This window comes from Devosia sp. 919 (genome assembly GCF_013185965.1).
Taxonomy (GTDB): Bacteria; Pseudomonadota; Alphaproteobacteria; order Rhizobiales; family Devosiaceae; genus Devosia.
The window spans coordinates 1,158,351-1,172,750 of record NZ_JABAOL010000001.1; the positions used below are offsets into that span (position 1 = coordinate 1,158,351).

Annotated in this window: 20 protein-coding genes; 7 read left to right on the plus strand and 13 right to left on the minus strand. The window is 62.1% G+C overall.

All coding sequences use genetic code 11. The features are described from left to right. The first annotated feature begins 49 nt into the window (after positions 1-49). The gene (locus HRQ64_RS05525) at positions 50-475 is read left to right on the plus strand and encodes an organic hydroperoxide resistance protein (RefSeq protein WP_172124845.1); all 426 of its coding nucleotides are present in this window, start codon (positions 50-52) and stop codon (positions 473-475) included. A 188-nt stretch (positions 476-663) separates the two neighbouring features. Here HRQ64_RS05525 and HRQ64_RS05530 read toward each other — a convergent pair whose 3' ends face one another. The 5 genes from HRQ64_RS05530 to HRQ64_RS05550 are packed head-to-tail and all read right to left on the minus strand — an operon-like array spanning position 664 to position 3,595. Next, a complete protein-coding gene (locus HRQ64_RS05530; RefSeq protein ID WP_172122523.1) occupies positions 664-1,449 on the minus strand; it encodes a sulfite exporter TauE/SafE family protein in 786 nt (261 codons plus the stop codon). A 13-nt stretch (positions 1,450-1,462) separates the two neighbouring features. Beyond that, entirely contained in the window at positions 1,463-1,786 is a 324-nt protein-coding gene (locus HRQ64_RS05535) for a TIGR01244 family sulfur transferase (protein ID WP_127752105.1), read from the minus strand. A gap of 4 nt (positions 1,787-1,790) precedes the next feature. Then, positions 1,791-2,705, minus strand: a complete 915-nt coding sequence (locus tag HRQ64_RS05540; protein ID WP_127752106.1) for an MBL fold metallo-hydrolase — start codon at positions 2,703-2,705, stop codon at positions 1,791-1,793. 24 nt (positions 2,706-2,729) lie between these two features. Then, a complete protein-coding gene (locus HRQ64_RS05545) occupies positions 2,730-3,167 on the minus strand; it encodes a DUF6691 family protein (protein ID WP_127752107.1) in 438 nt (145 codons plus the stop codon). Further along, entirely contained in the window at positions 3,167-3,595 is a 429-nt protein-coding gene (locus HRQ64_RS05550; RefSeq protein WP_172124847.1) for a YeeE/YedE thiosulfate transporter family protein, read from the minus strand. The genes HRQ64_RS05545 and HRQ64_RS05550 overlap by 1 nt, the downstream gene beginning before the upstream one ends. An 87-nt stretch (positions 3,596-3,682) precedes the next feature. Here HRQ64_RS05550 and HRQ64_RS05555 point away from each other — a divergent pair, with 87 nt between their 5' ends. Continuing rightward, complete coding sequence (locus HRQ64_RS05555) at positions 3,683-4,030, plus strand: metalloregulator ArsR/SmtB family transcription factor (protein WP_211198921.1); 348 nt, start codon at positions 3,683-3,685, stop codon at positions 4,028-4,030. A gap of 253 nt (positions 4,031-4,283) precedes the next feature. On the opposite strand, the gene HRQ64_RS05560 is transcribed toward HRQ64_RS05555, so the two are convergent. From HRQ64_RS05560 to HRQ64_RS05570, 3 genes are read right to left on the minus strand one after another with little or no spacing between them, the layout of a single operon-like run. Then, positions 4,284-4,898 (minus strand): ferric reductase-like transmembrane domain-containing protein, encoded by a 615-nt coding sequence (locus tag HRQ64_RS05560; RefSeq protein WP_172122524.1) that lies wholly within the window; start codon positions 4,896-4,898, stop codon positions 4,284-4,286. A 9-nt stretch (positions 4,899-4,907) separates the two neighbouring features. Then, positions 4,908-5,396 (minus strand): twin-arginine translocation pathway signal, encoded by a 489-nt coding sequence (locus HRQ64_RS05565; protein WP_172122525.1) that lies wholly within the window; start codon positions 5,394-5,396, stop codon positions 4,908-4,910. A gap of 41 nt (positions 5,397-5,437) precedes the next feature. Then, on the minus strand, positions 5,438-5,806 hold the full coding sequence (locus tag HRQ64_RS05570; RefSeq protein WP_172122526.1) for a glycosyltransferase: 369 nt from the start codon (positions 5,804-5,806) through the stop codon (positions 5,438-5,440). Between the two features lie 44 nt (positions 5,807-5,850). Between HRQ64_RS05570 and HRQ64_RS05575 the strand changes: the two genes are divergently transcribed. After that, positions 5,851-6,123 carry a hypothetical protein gene (locus tag HRQ64_RS05575; RefSeq protein ID WP_172122527.1) on the plus strand — a complete coding sequence of 91 codons (273 nt, stop codon included), beginning with the start codon at positions 5,851-5,853 and terminating at the stop codon, positions 6,121-6,123. A 10-nt stretch (positions 6,124-6,133) separates the two neighbouring features. Here the strand turns inward: HRQ64_RS05575 and HRQ64_RS05580 are convergent, their stop codons facing one another. Then, positions 6,134-6,670: a hypothetical protein gene (locus tag HRQ64_RS05580; RefSeq protein WP_172122528.1), complete on the minus strand. Its 537-nt coding sequence runs from the start codon at positions 6,668-6,670 to the stop codon at positions 6,134-6,136. A 175-nt stretch (positions 6,671-6,845) separates the two neighbouring features. Beyond that, on the minus strand, positions 6,846-7,073 hold the full coding sequence (locus HRQ64_RS05585; protein WP_172122529.1) for a DUF2798 domain-containing protein: 228 nt from the start codon (positions 7,071-7,073) through the stop codon (positions 6,846-6,848). A 274-nt stretch (positions 7,074-7,347) separates the two neighbouring features. On the opposite strand from HRQ64_RS05585, the gene HRQ64_RS05590 reads away from it, so the two are divergent. Beyond that, the gene (locus HRQ64_RS05590) at positions 7,348-8,373 is read left to right on the plus strand and encodes an SDR family oxidoreductase (RefSeq protein WP_172122530.1); all 1,026 of its coding nucleotides are present in this window, start codon (positions 7,348-7,350) and stop codon (positions 8,371-8,373) included. Positions 8,374-8,437: 64 nt separating this feature from the next. Here the strand turns inward: HRQ64_RS05590 and HRQ64_RS05595 are convergent, their stop codons facing one another. Next, a complete protein-coding gene (locus tag HRQ64_RS05595) occupies positions 8,438-9,730 on the minus strand; it encodes a FecR family protein (RefSeq protein WP_172122531.1) in 1,293 nt (430 codons plus the stop codon). Between the two features lie 151 nt (positions 9,731-9,881). Between HRQ64_RS05595 and HRQ64_RS05600 the strand changes: the two genes are divergently transcribed. Further along, positions 9,882-10,400 carry an outer membrane beta-barrel protein gene (locus HRQ64_RS05600; RefSeq protein WP_172122532.1) on the plus strand — a complete coding sequence of 173 codons (519 nt, stop codon included), beginning with the start codon at positions 9,882-9,884 and terminating at the stop codon, positions 10,398-10,400. Between the two features lie 85 nt (positions 10,401-10,485). Here HRQ64_RS05600 and HRQ64_RS05605 read toward each other — a convergent pair whose 3' ends face one another. Together HRQ64_RS05605 and HRQ64_RS05610 are read right to left on the minus strand one after the other, a co-directional pair. Beyond that, positions 10,486-12,330: a pilus assembly protein TadG-related protein gene (locus tag HRQ64_RS05605; protein WP_164854732.1), complete on the minus strand. Its 1,845-nt coding sequence runs from the start codon at positions 12,328-12,330 to the stop codon at positions 10,486-10,488. Positions 12,331-12,396: 66 nt separating this feature from the next. Then, positions 12,397-13,008 carry a L,D-transpeptidase gene (locus HRQ64_RS05610; RefSeq protein ID WP_172122533.1) on the minus strand — a complete coding sequence of 204 codons (612 nt, stop codon included), beginning with the start codon at positions 13,006-13,008 and terminating at the stop codon, positions 12,397-12,399. Between the two features lie 140 nt (positions 13,009-13,148). Between HRQ64_RS05610 and HRQ64_RS05615 the strand changes: the two genes are divergently transcribed. Both HRQ64_RS05615 and HRQ64_RS05620 read left to right on the plus strand, forming a co-directional pair. Beyond that, positions 13,149-13,793, plus strand: coding sequence for a DNA-3-methyladenine glycosylase I (locus tag HRQ64_RS05615; protein ID WP_172124851.1), 645 nt, complete (start codon positions 13,149-13,151; stop codon positions 13,791-13,793). Positions 13,794-14,104: 311 nt separating this feature from the next. Next, positions 14,105-14,362 (plus strand): hypothetical protein, encoded by a 258-nt coding sequence (locus HRQ64_RS05620; RefSeq protein ID WP_172122534.1) that lies wholly within the window; start codon positions 14,105-14,107, stop codon positions 14,360-14,362. Positions 14,363-14,400 lie beyond the last annotated feature (38 nt).

Genomic DNA, 14,400 nt, shown 5'->3' on the forward strand with positions numbered 1-14,400 from the left:
TGAGCGCCCACAAGATGTGGGCCACAAACACCCCCAAAAGGAGACTATGATGTCTGTTGATGTAAAGTATAAGACCTCCGCAACTGCGACTGGTGGACGCGACGGCAAGGCCCGCACCGAGGACGGCCGGGTCGACGTTGTGTTGAGCACACCCAGGGAACTGGGCGGACCGGGCGGTGAAGGCACCAACCCCGAACAATTATTCGCCACCGGCTATTCGGCTTGCTTCCTGGGGGCCCTGAAAGTGGCGGCCCAGCAACTCAAGGTAAAAGTGCCGGCCGAGGCCAGCGTAACGGCCACAGTCGGGATCGGTCCCCGCTCGGAGGGCGGTTTCGGCATCACTGCCGATCTGGTGGTGGCTTTGCCAGGTCTTGATCGTGACGTGGCATCCACGCTCGTGCAGACGGCGCACCAGATCTGTCCTTACTCAAACGCCACCCGCAACAACATCGATGTGGGCCTCTCGGTGGCTTGAGCAAGGGCTTAGGAGAGCCTGCTGATCCTTTTGCTTGTCGGCAGTCCGGTGCAAAGGAAAGTCCTTCTTGCCGGTTTCCCAACAGGGAAACGGGCAAGTCGGTTTCACTCCATGATGAGGGCAGTTCGGCGATGGTCAAACCAGAATCAGGACCTCGGTCTCGAACCTGTACATGGGTGGCCTCCTCTTTAGATGAAGGCGGTAATGGTCTGGGCGGCCATGTAAATGGCGACGGCCACGATCAGACCGGCGAAAGCGGTGTTCAGCAGCCCCTTTTTGCTGGCCATTAAACCAGCAAGCCGCGCGCCAGCCAGTCCACCGACCACCCCGCCACCGATAAACACGGCAGCCAGTGGCCAATCGACCAGGCCCGAAAAGGCGTAGCTCAAGGCAGTGGTGAGCCCGAAGGCGGTGACGGCGACGAGCGATGATCCGATGGCATTGAGGATCGGCATGCCGGTCGAGGCCACAAGACCCGGAACGATCAGGAAGCCGCCGCCGATACCGAAGAAGCCGGAAAAGGCGCCGGTGAGACCGCCATAGCCCAGCACCTTGGGTGCCTTCTCTCGATTGCAGCTGGCGCCAGGTATCCCGGGATCACCCCGCCCGCGGAACATCAGCACGCCTACCACCAGCATGAGGATGGCGAACAGGAACAGCAGCTTGTCGCCGTCCATGGCCTTGCCCAGCGTGGAGCCAAGGAAGGCCCCGGCAATGCCAGCGACGGTGTACATGAGGGCGCAGCGCCAGATCACGTTGCCCTTGCGGGCATGGGTGACAAGGTTGGTGGCAGCGTTGGTGGCGACCGCAAAAGCACTCGTTCCGATGGCCACGTGTGCGACAGGAACCCCCACGACATAGACCATGAGCGGCACAGCCAGAATGGAGCCACCGCCGCCGAACAGGCCGAGGGTGAAGCCCACCAGGCTGCCCGATAGGGCACCAAGCAGGTATTGCAGGGGTTCGAGAAACATCGTCGTCTTTCAGTTACAAAGTGGCAGCGTAGAGGCTGCCGGCGCGCCCACCGGAGCGGCAGTAGCCCAGGATGGGCCCGTCGGTTTCGGCCTTGGCCTGTTCAAAGCGGATGAGCTGACCTTCGGTGAGTTGACCTGACACGGGGATGTGGAATGCCTTGACACCGAACCGCTCGGCGACCTCAGCGATCTGCGCAAAGGATGGCTGATCAGGGTCTTCGTTATCCGGGCGGGCGCAGACGATGGCTTTGTACCCCGCCTCAGCGATGAGCCTGACATCATCAGGCTGGATCTGGGGGGACTGGGCGAACTGGTCGTCGATCTTGTTGATTGCCATGGTGTTACTCCTTGGAGGTGGAGAGCCCATTGATGGGCACTTTGAGGTAAGTCTTGCCGTCATCATCGGCTGGGGGAAGCTGTCCCGCCCGCATGTTGACTTGCAGGGATGGGATGATCAGCTTTGGCATGGAGAGGGTGCTGTCCCGCTCTTCCCGCATCTTGACGAATTCGTCTTCGGACGTGCCGTGGCCGACATGGATGTTGTGATCACGTTGCTCCGCAATTGTGGTTTCCCACTGAATGTCGCGACCGTTCGGCCCATAGTCGTGGCACATGAAGAGCCGCATCTCGCCTGGCAAGGTCAGCAGCCGCTGTATTGACTGGTAGAGTGTACGAGCGTTACCACCGGGAAAGTCGGCACGGGCCGAGCCGCCATCAGGCATGAACAGGGTGTCGCCAACGAATACGGCGTTGCCGATCACATGCACCATGTCTGCCGGCGTATGGCCTGGCGTGAACAGCGTATGGGCGGTCATGGTGCCGATCTGATAGCTGTCGCCATCCTTGAACAGGCGGTCGAACTGCGACCCATCACGCTGGAACTCTGTTCCTTCGTTGAAGATCTTGCCAAAGGTGTCCTGGACCACGCAGATCTGGTCGCCGATCCCGAGCTTGCCGCCTAGCTTGGCCTGGATATAGGGCGCAGCTGATAGGTGATCGGCATGGACGTGGGTTTCGATCAGCCATTCCAGCTTCCAGCCCTTGTCCTGGATGTGCGCGATGATCTTGTCGGCGCCCTCATAGGCAATGTTGCCAGAGGCGTAGTCGAAGTCCATGACGGAATCGATCACGGCACAGGCGTCGGAATGGGGATCCTTGACGATGTAGCTGATGGTGTTGGTCGGCTCGTCGAAGAACGCCACAACTTCCGGTTTCACGCCCAGATCGGGTGCAAATGGAATGGGTTGGGTAGACATGGAATCTCCTTACCAGTTCGAAGGTCAGGCCAAGGCTTGACGGCGGGTGAAAGCCGCCTTGAGCGCATTGGCACCGAGGATGCCGCCGATCATTGCGGCCACGAAAATGAACGGTCTCGGCTCGCCCGTACCTAGTGCAGGGATGGCGCCGCCGGGGCAGAACCCGGCAATGCCCCAGCCGACGCCGAACAGGGCCGAGCCTGCGATAAGCGGCACGTCCAGATCTCGTTTGGTTGGCAAATGGAACTTGCGATCGAACGTCGGAGCGGGGCGCTGCAACACGAACCGGTATCCGACGAAGGTAACGACCAGGGCCGACCCCATGACCAGAAACAGGCTGGGGTCCCAGGTGCCGAACACGTCAAAGAAGTTGAGCACCTTGGCCGGGTTGGCCATCCCGGAGATGGCAATGCCAAGGCCGAAAACAAGGCCGATCGCCGCTGCAGAAACAACGCGGAGCATCAAAAGCCCCCCAGGACATGACGGACGATAAAGACGGTCATGAAGGTCGTCACCATAAAGGTCAGGGTGGCGACAACGGAGCGGGTCGAGAGCCGGGCCATGCCACAAACGCCGTGGCCCGACGTGCAGCCGCCTCCGAAGGTCACGCCGACGCCGACCAGAAGGCCACCAAAAATAATGGCCAAGGAAGGAAGCTCAGCCTGCAGCGGCAAGGACGTGCCCGTGAGCAGTAGGATAAGAACGGGTGCCACAATTGCACCCAGCAAAAAGGCGAGGCGCCAGTCCCAGTCACCTTTTGGCAAGATCACGCCGGTCAGGATACCGGTCATCCCGGCAATCCTGCCGTGGAAGGCCATTAGGGCAACGGCGGCAATTCCAATCAAGGAGCCGCCGAGAAGTGCTTGGGTGGGTGTGAATGATGTTTCCATATGCCTATATGCGGTTCGCTGCGGCGCGTCAGGAATGAACACCTGATCGCCGAAATGTATTTGCCATATATATTAGAATGTTCTAATATGTCAACCATGCAAACCAATGAAGCTCTTGTGATGCAGATCACCGACCTTGAACCCAAGGCAGAAGAAGCTGCTCAGTTGCTGACTGCCATGGCCAATCCGAAGCGACTGCTGGTCTTGTGCAACCTCCTTGAGCAGGAGCGCAGCGTAGGCGAGCTGATCAAGATTGTAGGGCTGGAGCAGTCGCCGCTATCCCAGCATCTGTCGAAGCTGCGAGCGTTAGGGCTGGTCAAGACGCGTCGGGACGGTCAGACCATTTTCTACCGTTTGGCCTCGGAACCGGTCACGCGGGTGCTGACGACGCTCTACGACATTTATTGCCGGTCAAGCGAACCAGCGGGTGATTGAGCTAGATGCTCTGGGGTTATGTACAGTCAGCTTTGGGAATAGTTATTCGAGAAGCCGCCCGTCCTCTTTCCACCCCAAGGAAGCCGTTCCGGCGCGCCAGACCAGAACGGCGGCTTTCCGGAGCTTGATTGGAGCGGCTGAGCAATCGGAATGGGGCGCATTACGGATCGACCGCTGCCGGCCGCTAGCGATCGGCTTCGGTCAGGTCCGCTTCTGCCCATATTCACTCTTTTAAAGCGGCCGCGGAACTAACCTAACTCCGTCCTTTGCTCAGTGCGCGCCGTCGCGCACGCAGCCACGGGGCTGCGGCCGCAGCCGCGGTTGCCATGATGGCTAGACTGCAGAGCACGGCCTTCGAGATCGTCTCCATTGTGCCCTCGATCAACATTGCGTGGATCACGCCGGCAAGCACGACGATGCTGACGAGGCCGGTGTGACTGAGGCGCCAGACGGGCGGCGAAAGGCGGCGCTGGAAGATCGCGAGCAGCGCGGCTGCGAAAAGCGCCCACGTACCGACCACCCCCCAGACGGAAAATGGAGTTGGCGAGCGCAAGAACAGCGCGTCTTCTATGTCGGGCGGGCTGGTGATCCACAGCCCGGCGACGTGGACGATCACCGCAGCGACCAAGACGATACCCCCTACACGATGTACACGACGACCGCGCAACAGGGGCAGGCCGGGGAGCCAGCCGGCAGCGAGCAGCGGCTGCACCAGCGCAACGCACAGCGCCACCACGCCTGCGAAGCCGGCGGTGATATAGACCGGATCGCGCCACGCCAGGTATTCGCTTGTCGCGGCAAGGGTCAGCGGCACGACGATGGCGAGCGTCAGGCCGGCCCAGATCAGTAGCGCCTGGGCCAGCCGCATCGCGTCGGGTCAGGCAGACTGCAGGACAAAGTGTGCCGTAAGGCTGGTGTCCTTCGCGCTGGACAGCAGGGGGCGGAGGAATACGGTCTCGTACTCGCCGCTGTCATAGGCGAGGTGCGCATGCGCCTGGCCCAGCGCTGGGACGATCTGCGGCATTTCGAGCCGGAACGCGCCGTTTGCGTCAGACAGCGTGGCGCCGTGGCTGTGCCAGTCACGCTCGCTGCCTTCCGTGGTATGGGCCCAGATCTGAATGCGCTGACCCGCGAGTGGGGCGCCGTCGCTGGCGTGCAGCACCGTGCCTGACATCCAGAAGCCGCCGCTGCCGATGCGCTCAACTATCGGCGCGCCGGGCATATAGTTGTTGGCGCCGCCACGCATGGAGGGCGTCGGAGGAAGGCTGGCAGCGCGAGCAGGCATTGTGAGGCCCGCAAGCCCGGCCACCGCAAACGCGGTGCCCGCGCAAAGCAAGGTTCGGCGCTGGAAGAGGGTGTCAGACATGCCGATCTCCTTCTCGAGTTCAATGATGAACCACGTAGAACTTAGCGCCCTTTCAGCCGCCGACCAATCGAGGTGGTAAGCAAGTTCGGGCACGGTTTCGTGATGGAAGGCAGCTGAGCAATGGTGCGACCTTTGGCGAGCGCCCCGACAGTTGGAGCCTCGCGATAGCGATCGATCACGTCCGCATCGTCGAGCAATCCGGTCAACGTCCCTTGGTCGGTGAGGTGCAAATCCTCGATCTGGCGCCGGAGGTTGGCTTGCAACGGCGGGGTCGTGGGTTTGCCGACAAGCTGTGCCTGCCAGGAAAGGTCGCGGATCTTTGCCAGGGCGGCGACGAGGATCTCATGGTCCTTGCGCGGCCAGGAGACCGACGGACCGCATGCCATACCCACTGCCGTCTTTCTCGACACTTCGTGCCATTCATGGCAGATGGGGGCCAGCAAGAGGAGTGGCGATGCACGTCTATGTTTTCAGCGGCCAGGGATCGATCATCGGCTATTCCCACGATCTGTCCGGGGCCAATCTGCCTGAACGGTTTGGGCCATGGGCCATGACCCGTGCACTCGACATGGTGGCGGGGGAAACCCAGCGGCCTTCCGTGGATACCGAGGCTTGCCTGAGCGACATCGAGGCGGTCGGTTATCATCTCACCGAGCGGGGCCAGAGGATCACTGCCGACCAGGATTCGGTCCGCACCACCGCACCCGTGCGCCGCACCTCGGCTTAGGCGCAAGTCGCTAGGCTTCGAGCTTGCCACCCACCGGTAGATTGGGGCTGCGAAAACCCATGGCCATCCATGCCCCCAACAGCTTGGCAAAGAACGACACGGACTGATGCTTGCGATTGGGCACGTCGCCGGGAAGCACCGAGGGATCGGGCAGGTCGGAGGTCATGGTGCGCATCTCCACCGGCGGCAGCGCCTCTTGGGGCCACAGGCCAGCGTAAAGGCTGAACCAGTGCCCGCCCTTGAAATCCAGAAACACCGGCGTGTTGCAGCATGTTGCCACGACGCGCCGCGTGCCTGCTTCGGGCGACAGGCGGAATTCGCGTAAACCATCGAGCCCGCCCAGGAACGTGACTCGGTCCTTGCGGTAAAGAACGAACCTGGTGGTGCCGTGTTCGCCCAGGATCGGCGCCGCGCCGTCCAGTTGTTCGAGCCGGGCCCCCGCTTGCCGGCAACTGCTGCAGCAGCATTCGGTGCTGATGATGGGTGCGCCGCTCAGCACAAGGCGCACCTGGCCGCAGCGACACCCGATCTCGTTGCTTTCCTTCATTGCCGGCTTCTCCCTTTCTCGTCTGGCCCGCCACGCTATGAAGCACAGGACGTTGCCGGGGCGGTGATTCCGACACGGCAGCGGCAAGCTTTGCCGGGGCAGGGCCGGGTGACGCCAGCCAAGGCTGACGCCGCCCTTGTTTGCCCCAGCGAATGGCTTTTCGAGGGAAACCCAATCAGGCGGTAGGGCGAACCAGGCGATGGGCAATGGCAAAGCCGATGCGGCCGGTGAACAGCGTCAGCACAAAGGCGATGGGCCAGGCGGTGATGAACTGGCGTGGCCAGGCCCGCAGCCACTCGGCGGTCGGCCCCATCACCAGCAAGCCCATGATACCGGACATGAAAAGGGCCATCATGAAGGTGATGCAGAGCTGGGCTACGAGGAGGGTCTTCTTGTCGGTCATTGCGGTTCTCTCAAAGGAGGACGGCACATGACGAAAGCTCGCTTCCGCCAGGCACCATCCCGATATGGGTTGATGCCGTGGGTTCGCTGGAGCGACTCTATCCCGCTTGCGCAGGGGCCGGAATAACCACACCGGCCTCACAATTTTTTCGACTCGAAAGGTTTACCGCAAAACGCGCCTGGCCGCAAACCGCCAGCTCACCGTCTTGTGCGGCTTCTTGACTGAACCAGGGTCGAACGCAGGCGTTAGCTGGCATTCCATTCAAAGGTGCACAATGCCTGCCAAGCTCAAACCTCTCAGCCAGCAGGTGATTGTGATCACCGGCGCGACCAGCGGCAATGGCCTGGCTACCGCCGAGCAGGCGGTGCGCCGCGGCGCCAAAGTCGTGCTCGCTGCCCGCAGTGCCGATGACCTGGAGCGGGTGGCGGTCCGCCTGCGAGCTGGGGGAGGGGAGGTCGCGATCTGCCCGGCCGATATGGCCGACGATGCTGCGGCCGAGCGCATCGCGCAAGCGGCCATCGACAGCTTTGGTGGCTTTGAAACCTGGGTCAACAACGCGGCGGCGGCCACTTATGGAACCATGGAACAGGTGACGCTCGCCGACCATCGCCGGGTATTTGAGGTGAATTATTTCGGCGTGCTGATGGGCTCGCTGGTCGCCGCGCGCCATCTGCGCGCTAAGGGAGGCGCGATCATCAATCTAGGCTCAGTGCTGTCGGACCGCACCATGATCTTGCAGGGCCCTTATTCAGCCTCCAAACACGCTGTGCAGGCGGCGACGGATGCCCTGCGCATGGAACTGGAGGAGGAGGGGGCGCCCATTTCGGTCACCCTGATCAAGCCCGGCGCCATTCATACGCCGTTCCCCGAACATGCCCGCAATTATCTCGATGCGCCCCCGCGCCTGCCGCCGGTGCTTTACGATCCCGAGCTCGTCGCGGACGCGATCCTGTTTGCCGCCGAGCATCCGCGGCGCCAGTTGTATGTCGGGGGGGCCGGTTTCCTGATTACGCTGGCCGGACGGCTGGCACCGCGTTTGACGGATCGTTTGCTGGAGGGTGTAGGGCGGCCGCTGCAGATTGCGCCCTGGGACCCGGGCGACCCAAGCCTGCGCGACAATCTCTATCAGCCTCGTACGGACGGCAAGCGCGAGGGCAACCAAAACTTCCATGTGCGCCGCCACAGCACTTTGCTGGCGGCGCAAAAGCATCCCCTAGCTGCCACGCTGATCGCCGGGTTGGTGGGCGCGGTGGTTCTCAGTGCCCTGCAAGGGAGCGGGGGCAAGTCCCGGCACAGCTAAAGCGCTCCCCGCCGGGCAAGGCGGGCAAAAGCTGTCGATCCCGGCAGCTTTTGCTTGCTGGCGATTAATCCTTCTTGCCGTTGTTCGCACCGGGCCCGTTGCCGTTGCCGTTGTTGGATCCAGGGCCGCTGTCGCCTCTGCCAGGCCCCTTGTCGTCGTGATCGTGGTTGTGCCCAGGCCCCGCCCCGGGCCCGGGCCCCGGCCCCGGGGCACCGCCGGGATTGCCGCCATTACCGTTGCCGTTCCCGTTATTGCCCTTGCCGTTGCCGTGATCATCCTTGTCAGGCTTGTCGGAGCCATTCCCATGGCCGTTCCCGTTATTGCCTGGTCCGGGACCGCCATTGCCGGGGCCACCATTACCATTGCCTTGGCCCCCGCCGTTGTTTCCACCGTTGCCGTAACCCTGGCCATTGCCATTGCCATTGCCATTGGCGTTGTTGCCGTTCCCGGCTCCGCCGTTTCCGTTTCCGTTTCCGTTCCCGCCGTTGCCAGAACCGTTCCCGCCGTTACCAGAACCATTGCCGCTGTTGCCAGAACCGTTCCCGCCGTTGCCAGAACCATTGCCGCCGTTGCCAGAACCATTGCCGCCGTTCCCGGCACCATTGCCGCCGTTCCCGGCACCATTGTTCCCGCCACCATTGCCGGTGCTGCCCCCGTTATTGTCGGATGGCGTCGTGCCGGGCCGTCCTGGATCGGGTTGAGTGCCGCGGTCCGGTTGGGGGTGGGACTCGCCCGCTGTTGTGGAGATGCTGGGCGGCTCTGCGGGAGCGCTGGATGGAGTGGCGGTCGGCTGAGTGACGATCTCGCCGACCTCGGGGCCGACCGAAGCGGACTCGCCGGCTGCAACGCTGGCAACCTGCCCGCTATCATTGTCGCTGACCGAAACCTCGCCGCGCTCCACATCGACGCGCGATGCGGTGTCGCTGGTTTGCACGGAAAAGCGGGTGCCCTTAACTACGGCCGCGAGATAAGGTGTTTCCACCGCGAAGTGCTCGACATTGCGCACTTCGGCTTCCACGCCAACTTCGCCGAAATACTGGCGCACAGTAGTATAGGGCAACGCGCCGGCAGCCGCGTCAAAGATCTGAACCTGGGTGCCCGGGCTAAGATCAAGCCGCTCTTTGCCGCGCGTAAAGGTAACCCGCCCATCGGTAGCGGTCTGGATGGGTCGGTTGTCGGGCACCACGTCGCCGCGTTGCAACTGCACCCATTGGCCGTTTTCAAGCGCGAACACCCCGCCGCGCAGCCGCTCGGCGACCCAATCGTCCGCCAAGCTTACACTTGTGGCCAAAGCAAAGGCGGCAACAGTCAGGAGGCCGGTACGCATGAACCGGCGGGATAAACTTGGGGAACGCATGAAAACACTCCAGAATTCATGGTAATAATGCCAGTGGAGTACCAGTAAACCCTTAAGATGTCCGGCAAAGTGGCGGCCAGCTGCGCGCGATATTTTAAGGCGATGTTAACCACGTTTGGTGCCAAGTGCGTGGATCACCGGAGCGCTTCGCATGAATCCCAAGTCCCTTGCCCTGCTTGCCTGCATCTCGCTGGCGGCTGTTCCAACCGTCGCGCAGGGCGCCGAGGCCTTTGCGCAGCTCGATGTGCCGGCGCTGCCGACCGAGTACGAAGTGGCTGTCGACTGGAGCGGCTTTTACGCCGGTGTTCTGGGTCAAGCCGTGGTCGGCCCAGACTCCACTGGCGGCATCGCCGCCGCTCTCGGCTATAGCTGGGCCGCTGGTGAACTGATCCTGAGCGGTGAAGCGGGCGTAGCCCGGTTTGGCGACGGCAGCGTCGATCTCTCCGCCCTGGCCCGCGCCGGCTTTCTCCCAAGCGAAACCCTGATGATCTTTGCCCTTGCTGACCTCGGCACCAACTCGGACACGGATGCCTTTGCCGGTCTGGGCGCCGGCGCCGAACTGGCACTGTCCGCCAATTTTTCGCTGCGTGGGCAGTATGAGTACCGCACCGATCTCTCGTCGGACGATGCCCGCCACCTCGCCGCCTTCGGCTTTGCCTACCGGTTCTAGCCCGCGTCCCACACCCACGGCCCCGATCGAAAATTGCCTCGCTTCCCCGGCGAGGCATTTTTGCATGTAGCTCGTGGAAGCAGCCCTATCTGGCCAGCCGCAACTGCGCCAGCTGCGCGGCGATGCGCCGGAACACGTCCTTGAGCTCGGCCGGGGTCTGGGGAAAATAGGCATATCCCTCCCCAGAGGAGCAATTGGTCAGCACGTTGGTTGCTTGTGCATTGGGTGAGCTGAGTCCGATCGTAAACACCTTCATGTCGGCTGCCTTGGCGGTTGCACAAGTGGCTAGGGTCTTGGCATCCATCGCACTGATCATCTTCGCCTCAGTGTTAAAGGCGGCATATTCATTCTCGTTATTGGGGATGCCATCGGTGTCGGCGAGCCGGCCATCCTTGCGAAAGCCCCAGGTAATATAGGCATTCGTACCGTTGTCGGATCTATCATAGGCGAGCCAATCAGGGTCATTGGAGCCATCGGTCATGATGATCAGGTTCTTGGAGACCGCGGCATTGGTATTGAGTAGTCCCTCTGTAAGCGGCTCGCTTGGCGATAGCGCATGCACCCCCCACATCGCACCCTGCTGGATATTGGTGCTGCCATCGGCTCGCATTCCCGCGATGCGATTTAGCACCGCTGCAGGGGAGTGACTGAGGGGCAGAACAGCAACTTCCGGGCAGAGGGCGTTCGGCCCGCTGCCGCGAGAGTCTGTCACCGTGGTACCATTGTACTTGCACAGCCGCTCCTGCAGCTCGCGCCGGCTCAGTGGGCTGAACGTTGAAACGGTCGTCATCACTCCGTTGGTAATGGCGCTCTGCGTTTCCTCCGCTTGGGTCCAGTTGGTGCCGATACAGCTGCTTGAGGGTGCCGTGGTCGTATTGCCTACCTGGCGACTGTAGGTGGTTGTGGTTGTTCCGTTACAGTAGGCGTAGCCAAATAGGCTGCGGCAATCGGTCTGTCGGACAGTGCGAATGCATTGGTTGATCTCGCAGCGCCCCGAAGTGATGCTCAAATTGCCAAGGTCGGATAGATAATCATTGCCGCCAAACCGGTTGGTATCGGGCGAGAACATCGGCAGGAACTTGGTTTGCGCCGAATTGGGTGCCACATCCGTCGTGTCATTGGGCGCCTGGCGGGCTTCCACGCAGCCGCGCCACGGCACTTTGGTTTGCTCAAACAGCTTCTTGCGGTCTACCAGCCCGGTAAAAACATTGCTGTCATCGTCGTCGCTGTCGAAGTTCAGCTTTGCAAGTGGCGATTGCCCCGACCAATCGAGCCAGGCCGCATTCGAGAACTGCGGGCCCACATTGACCATGATGGTGAAGGGCACAATGCTGATGGCCACGTTCGGCGCGGGATTGCGGGTGTCGAGGGGCGCGCAGGCGTCGTTTACCTTGTCATAAAACAGGATATTGGTGGCACAGGTCGCCGCTTCCTTGAGATATTCCATGCGCCGGCTTTGGCCCATGGAGCCCGAGTTATCCAGCACCATCGCCACTTCCAGCTCAAGCATCTGCCTTGTAGCTTCTGAAACGATCCGCGCTTCCAGTGAGGGAACCCCCACGAGCTGCACAAAGGCGGTGGGCACCTTGATATGCGCTTGCAAGAACAGGGTGCCGCTCGCCGGATCAGTCCGGACCGTCTCGATGCTTGCTTCCACCCGGGCATCGCCAATGCGCTCTAGCAGCAGCGCCTCGGCCTTGGTCTCGATATCCGCCCTGTTGATCGGAACCTTGAAGATCTCGCCTTGCAGCGCGAGTGCCGCCGCATCGAGGGCCAGCTGGCCGCGGTTGCGGGTCTGCTCCAGCGTCACATAATCCACCACGGCCCCGCCCATGGCCACCAGCACAATGGCCATCAAGCCAAAGATCACGGCAAAGACCCCGCGCTCGTCGGAGCCGAAATTGCGGAGCAGGCAAAGCAAGCGAGGCATGGCGGGCGCACCCATGGCTAGAGGCCCCGGTGGCGAGGCCCCGCCATTTTGCGTGACAAACCCTTACTAAAGCACAATCACCTTGGTGCGCAGCTGCACCCGCTCATACAGGTCAACCACATCGTCATTGGTCATGCGGATACAGCCCGAGGAGACGTTCTGCCCAATGGTCCAGGGCTCATTGGTGCCGTGGATGCGATACAGGGTCGAGCCCAGGTAAAGGGCGCGGGCGCCCAGCGGGTTGTTGATGCCCCCTTCCATGTGGCGAGGCAGGTCTGGCCGACGCTTGAGCATGGCTGCTGGCGGCGTCCAGCTCGGCCATTCTGCCTTGCGGCTCACCCGGTGCGTGCCGCGCCACTCAAAGCCGCTCTTGGCCACGCCGATGCCATAGCGCAGCGCCTGGCCATCGCCGAGGATGTAATACAGGAAGTGCTCGGAGGTATCGATGATGATGGTTCCGGCGCGCTCCTTGGTCGTGACCTGCACCACGGTGCGTTGAAACTGCGCGGGAATGCGATTGCTGGATCGCACCATCACGACTTGCGGGGGTGGGCTGTAGCCGCCTGTCACGCCCGGAGGAGGGAGGAACCGCCAACCCGGAGGCAGTGCCTGCGCCGGCAGCGACACTGAAAGGCAAAGCATCAGCGCCAGGGCGCTTTTGAGGTAAGGTAAACCCATAGCAACAGCTCCAATCCGTTTATTGCCGGCCAATATGGCGTTAAATACCCAAAGCCTGATAAACCCAGAACGTTAATGGCCACCAAGCTGCCACAATTCGCTTTGGCTAAAACTGAACCAAGACCCGTGTTGTGACAACCATGCCTGAAGCATTGCCGGAGAGTAACCGGTGTCCATGGGCGGGCGCCGACCCGCTTTATCAGCATTACCACGATGCCGAGTGGGGCCGCCCCGTTACCGATGACCGGCGCTTGTTTGAAAAGATCTGCCTGGAGGGCTTCCAGTCCGGTCTGTCCTGGATCACCATCCTGCGCAAACGCGAGCGTTTTCGCGCGGTGTTCCATGATTTCGACATCGCGCGCGTTGCGGCGATGTCGCCCGAAGACGTGGAAGCCCTGCTGCTCGATCCCGGCATCATCCGGCATCGCGGCAAGATCACCGCCACGATCAACAATGCCGGCCGGGCACTCGAAGTGATCGATGAGTTCGGCTCACTGGCCGCTTATTTCTGGCGCTTCGAGCCAGCCCCCGACCAGCGTCCCACCGACCTGAGTTGGGACGCCTTGCGTCTCGTTGCGCAAACCGATGCCTCGCGTGCCTTGTCCAAGGACCTCCGCAAGCGCGGCTTCAACTTTGTCGGCCCGACCACCTGCTACGCCTTCATGCAGGCCATGGGCCTCGTCAATGATCACGTTCACACTTGCTTTTGCCGCGCCGAAGTCGAGGCCGCGCGGGCAAGCCTGGCACGCCCCAGCTTGGTTGTTGCTCGGGCGCAACAGCCCTGACCTTCTGCGACAACCTGCCGCATTCCCGCTTGCTCCTCGCGAGCTCGTGAGCTACACGAGCGGGGTCCAGCAACGCCATTCGGGAGGCACCAGCAATGACAGTTTGCATCCGCCTACGCCGCCGAATGAATTCCATGCAGCTCCGACACCGAGGCTAAACCCTCCGTTTCCCCCCTGCCGGCACTCGTGCCACTGGACATCATCCAGCCTCCACATCGGTGATGCGCGTAAATCGGGTCGTTTGCGGCCAGGATTCCGCTCATCACCACCATCCAACAGAAGGCCGGCGCCTAATCGCGTCCGGAACTGCCATGTCACATCAGTTTGACGGGCGCAGCATTGTGCTGCGCGTTGAATATTCCATCGCCGATGCCGTGCAGCAGCGCGGCCTCGTCCCCGTGCTCATCGCGGCGCTGCGCGCTTATTGGAGCCGGCCACGCCTGCCTCCAGACCTGCCCGCCTATCTGCGCGAAGATGTGGGGCTGAGCCCGCCCATCCAGCCGATGCACTGGCTTGACGTGCAGATCAATCCTCACGGCCGGCGTGGGGCGCCGCCACCGCCCTTGTGAGGGGAGGGGTGGGCTGGATTGACCCGGCCCACCCCTGT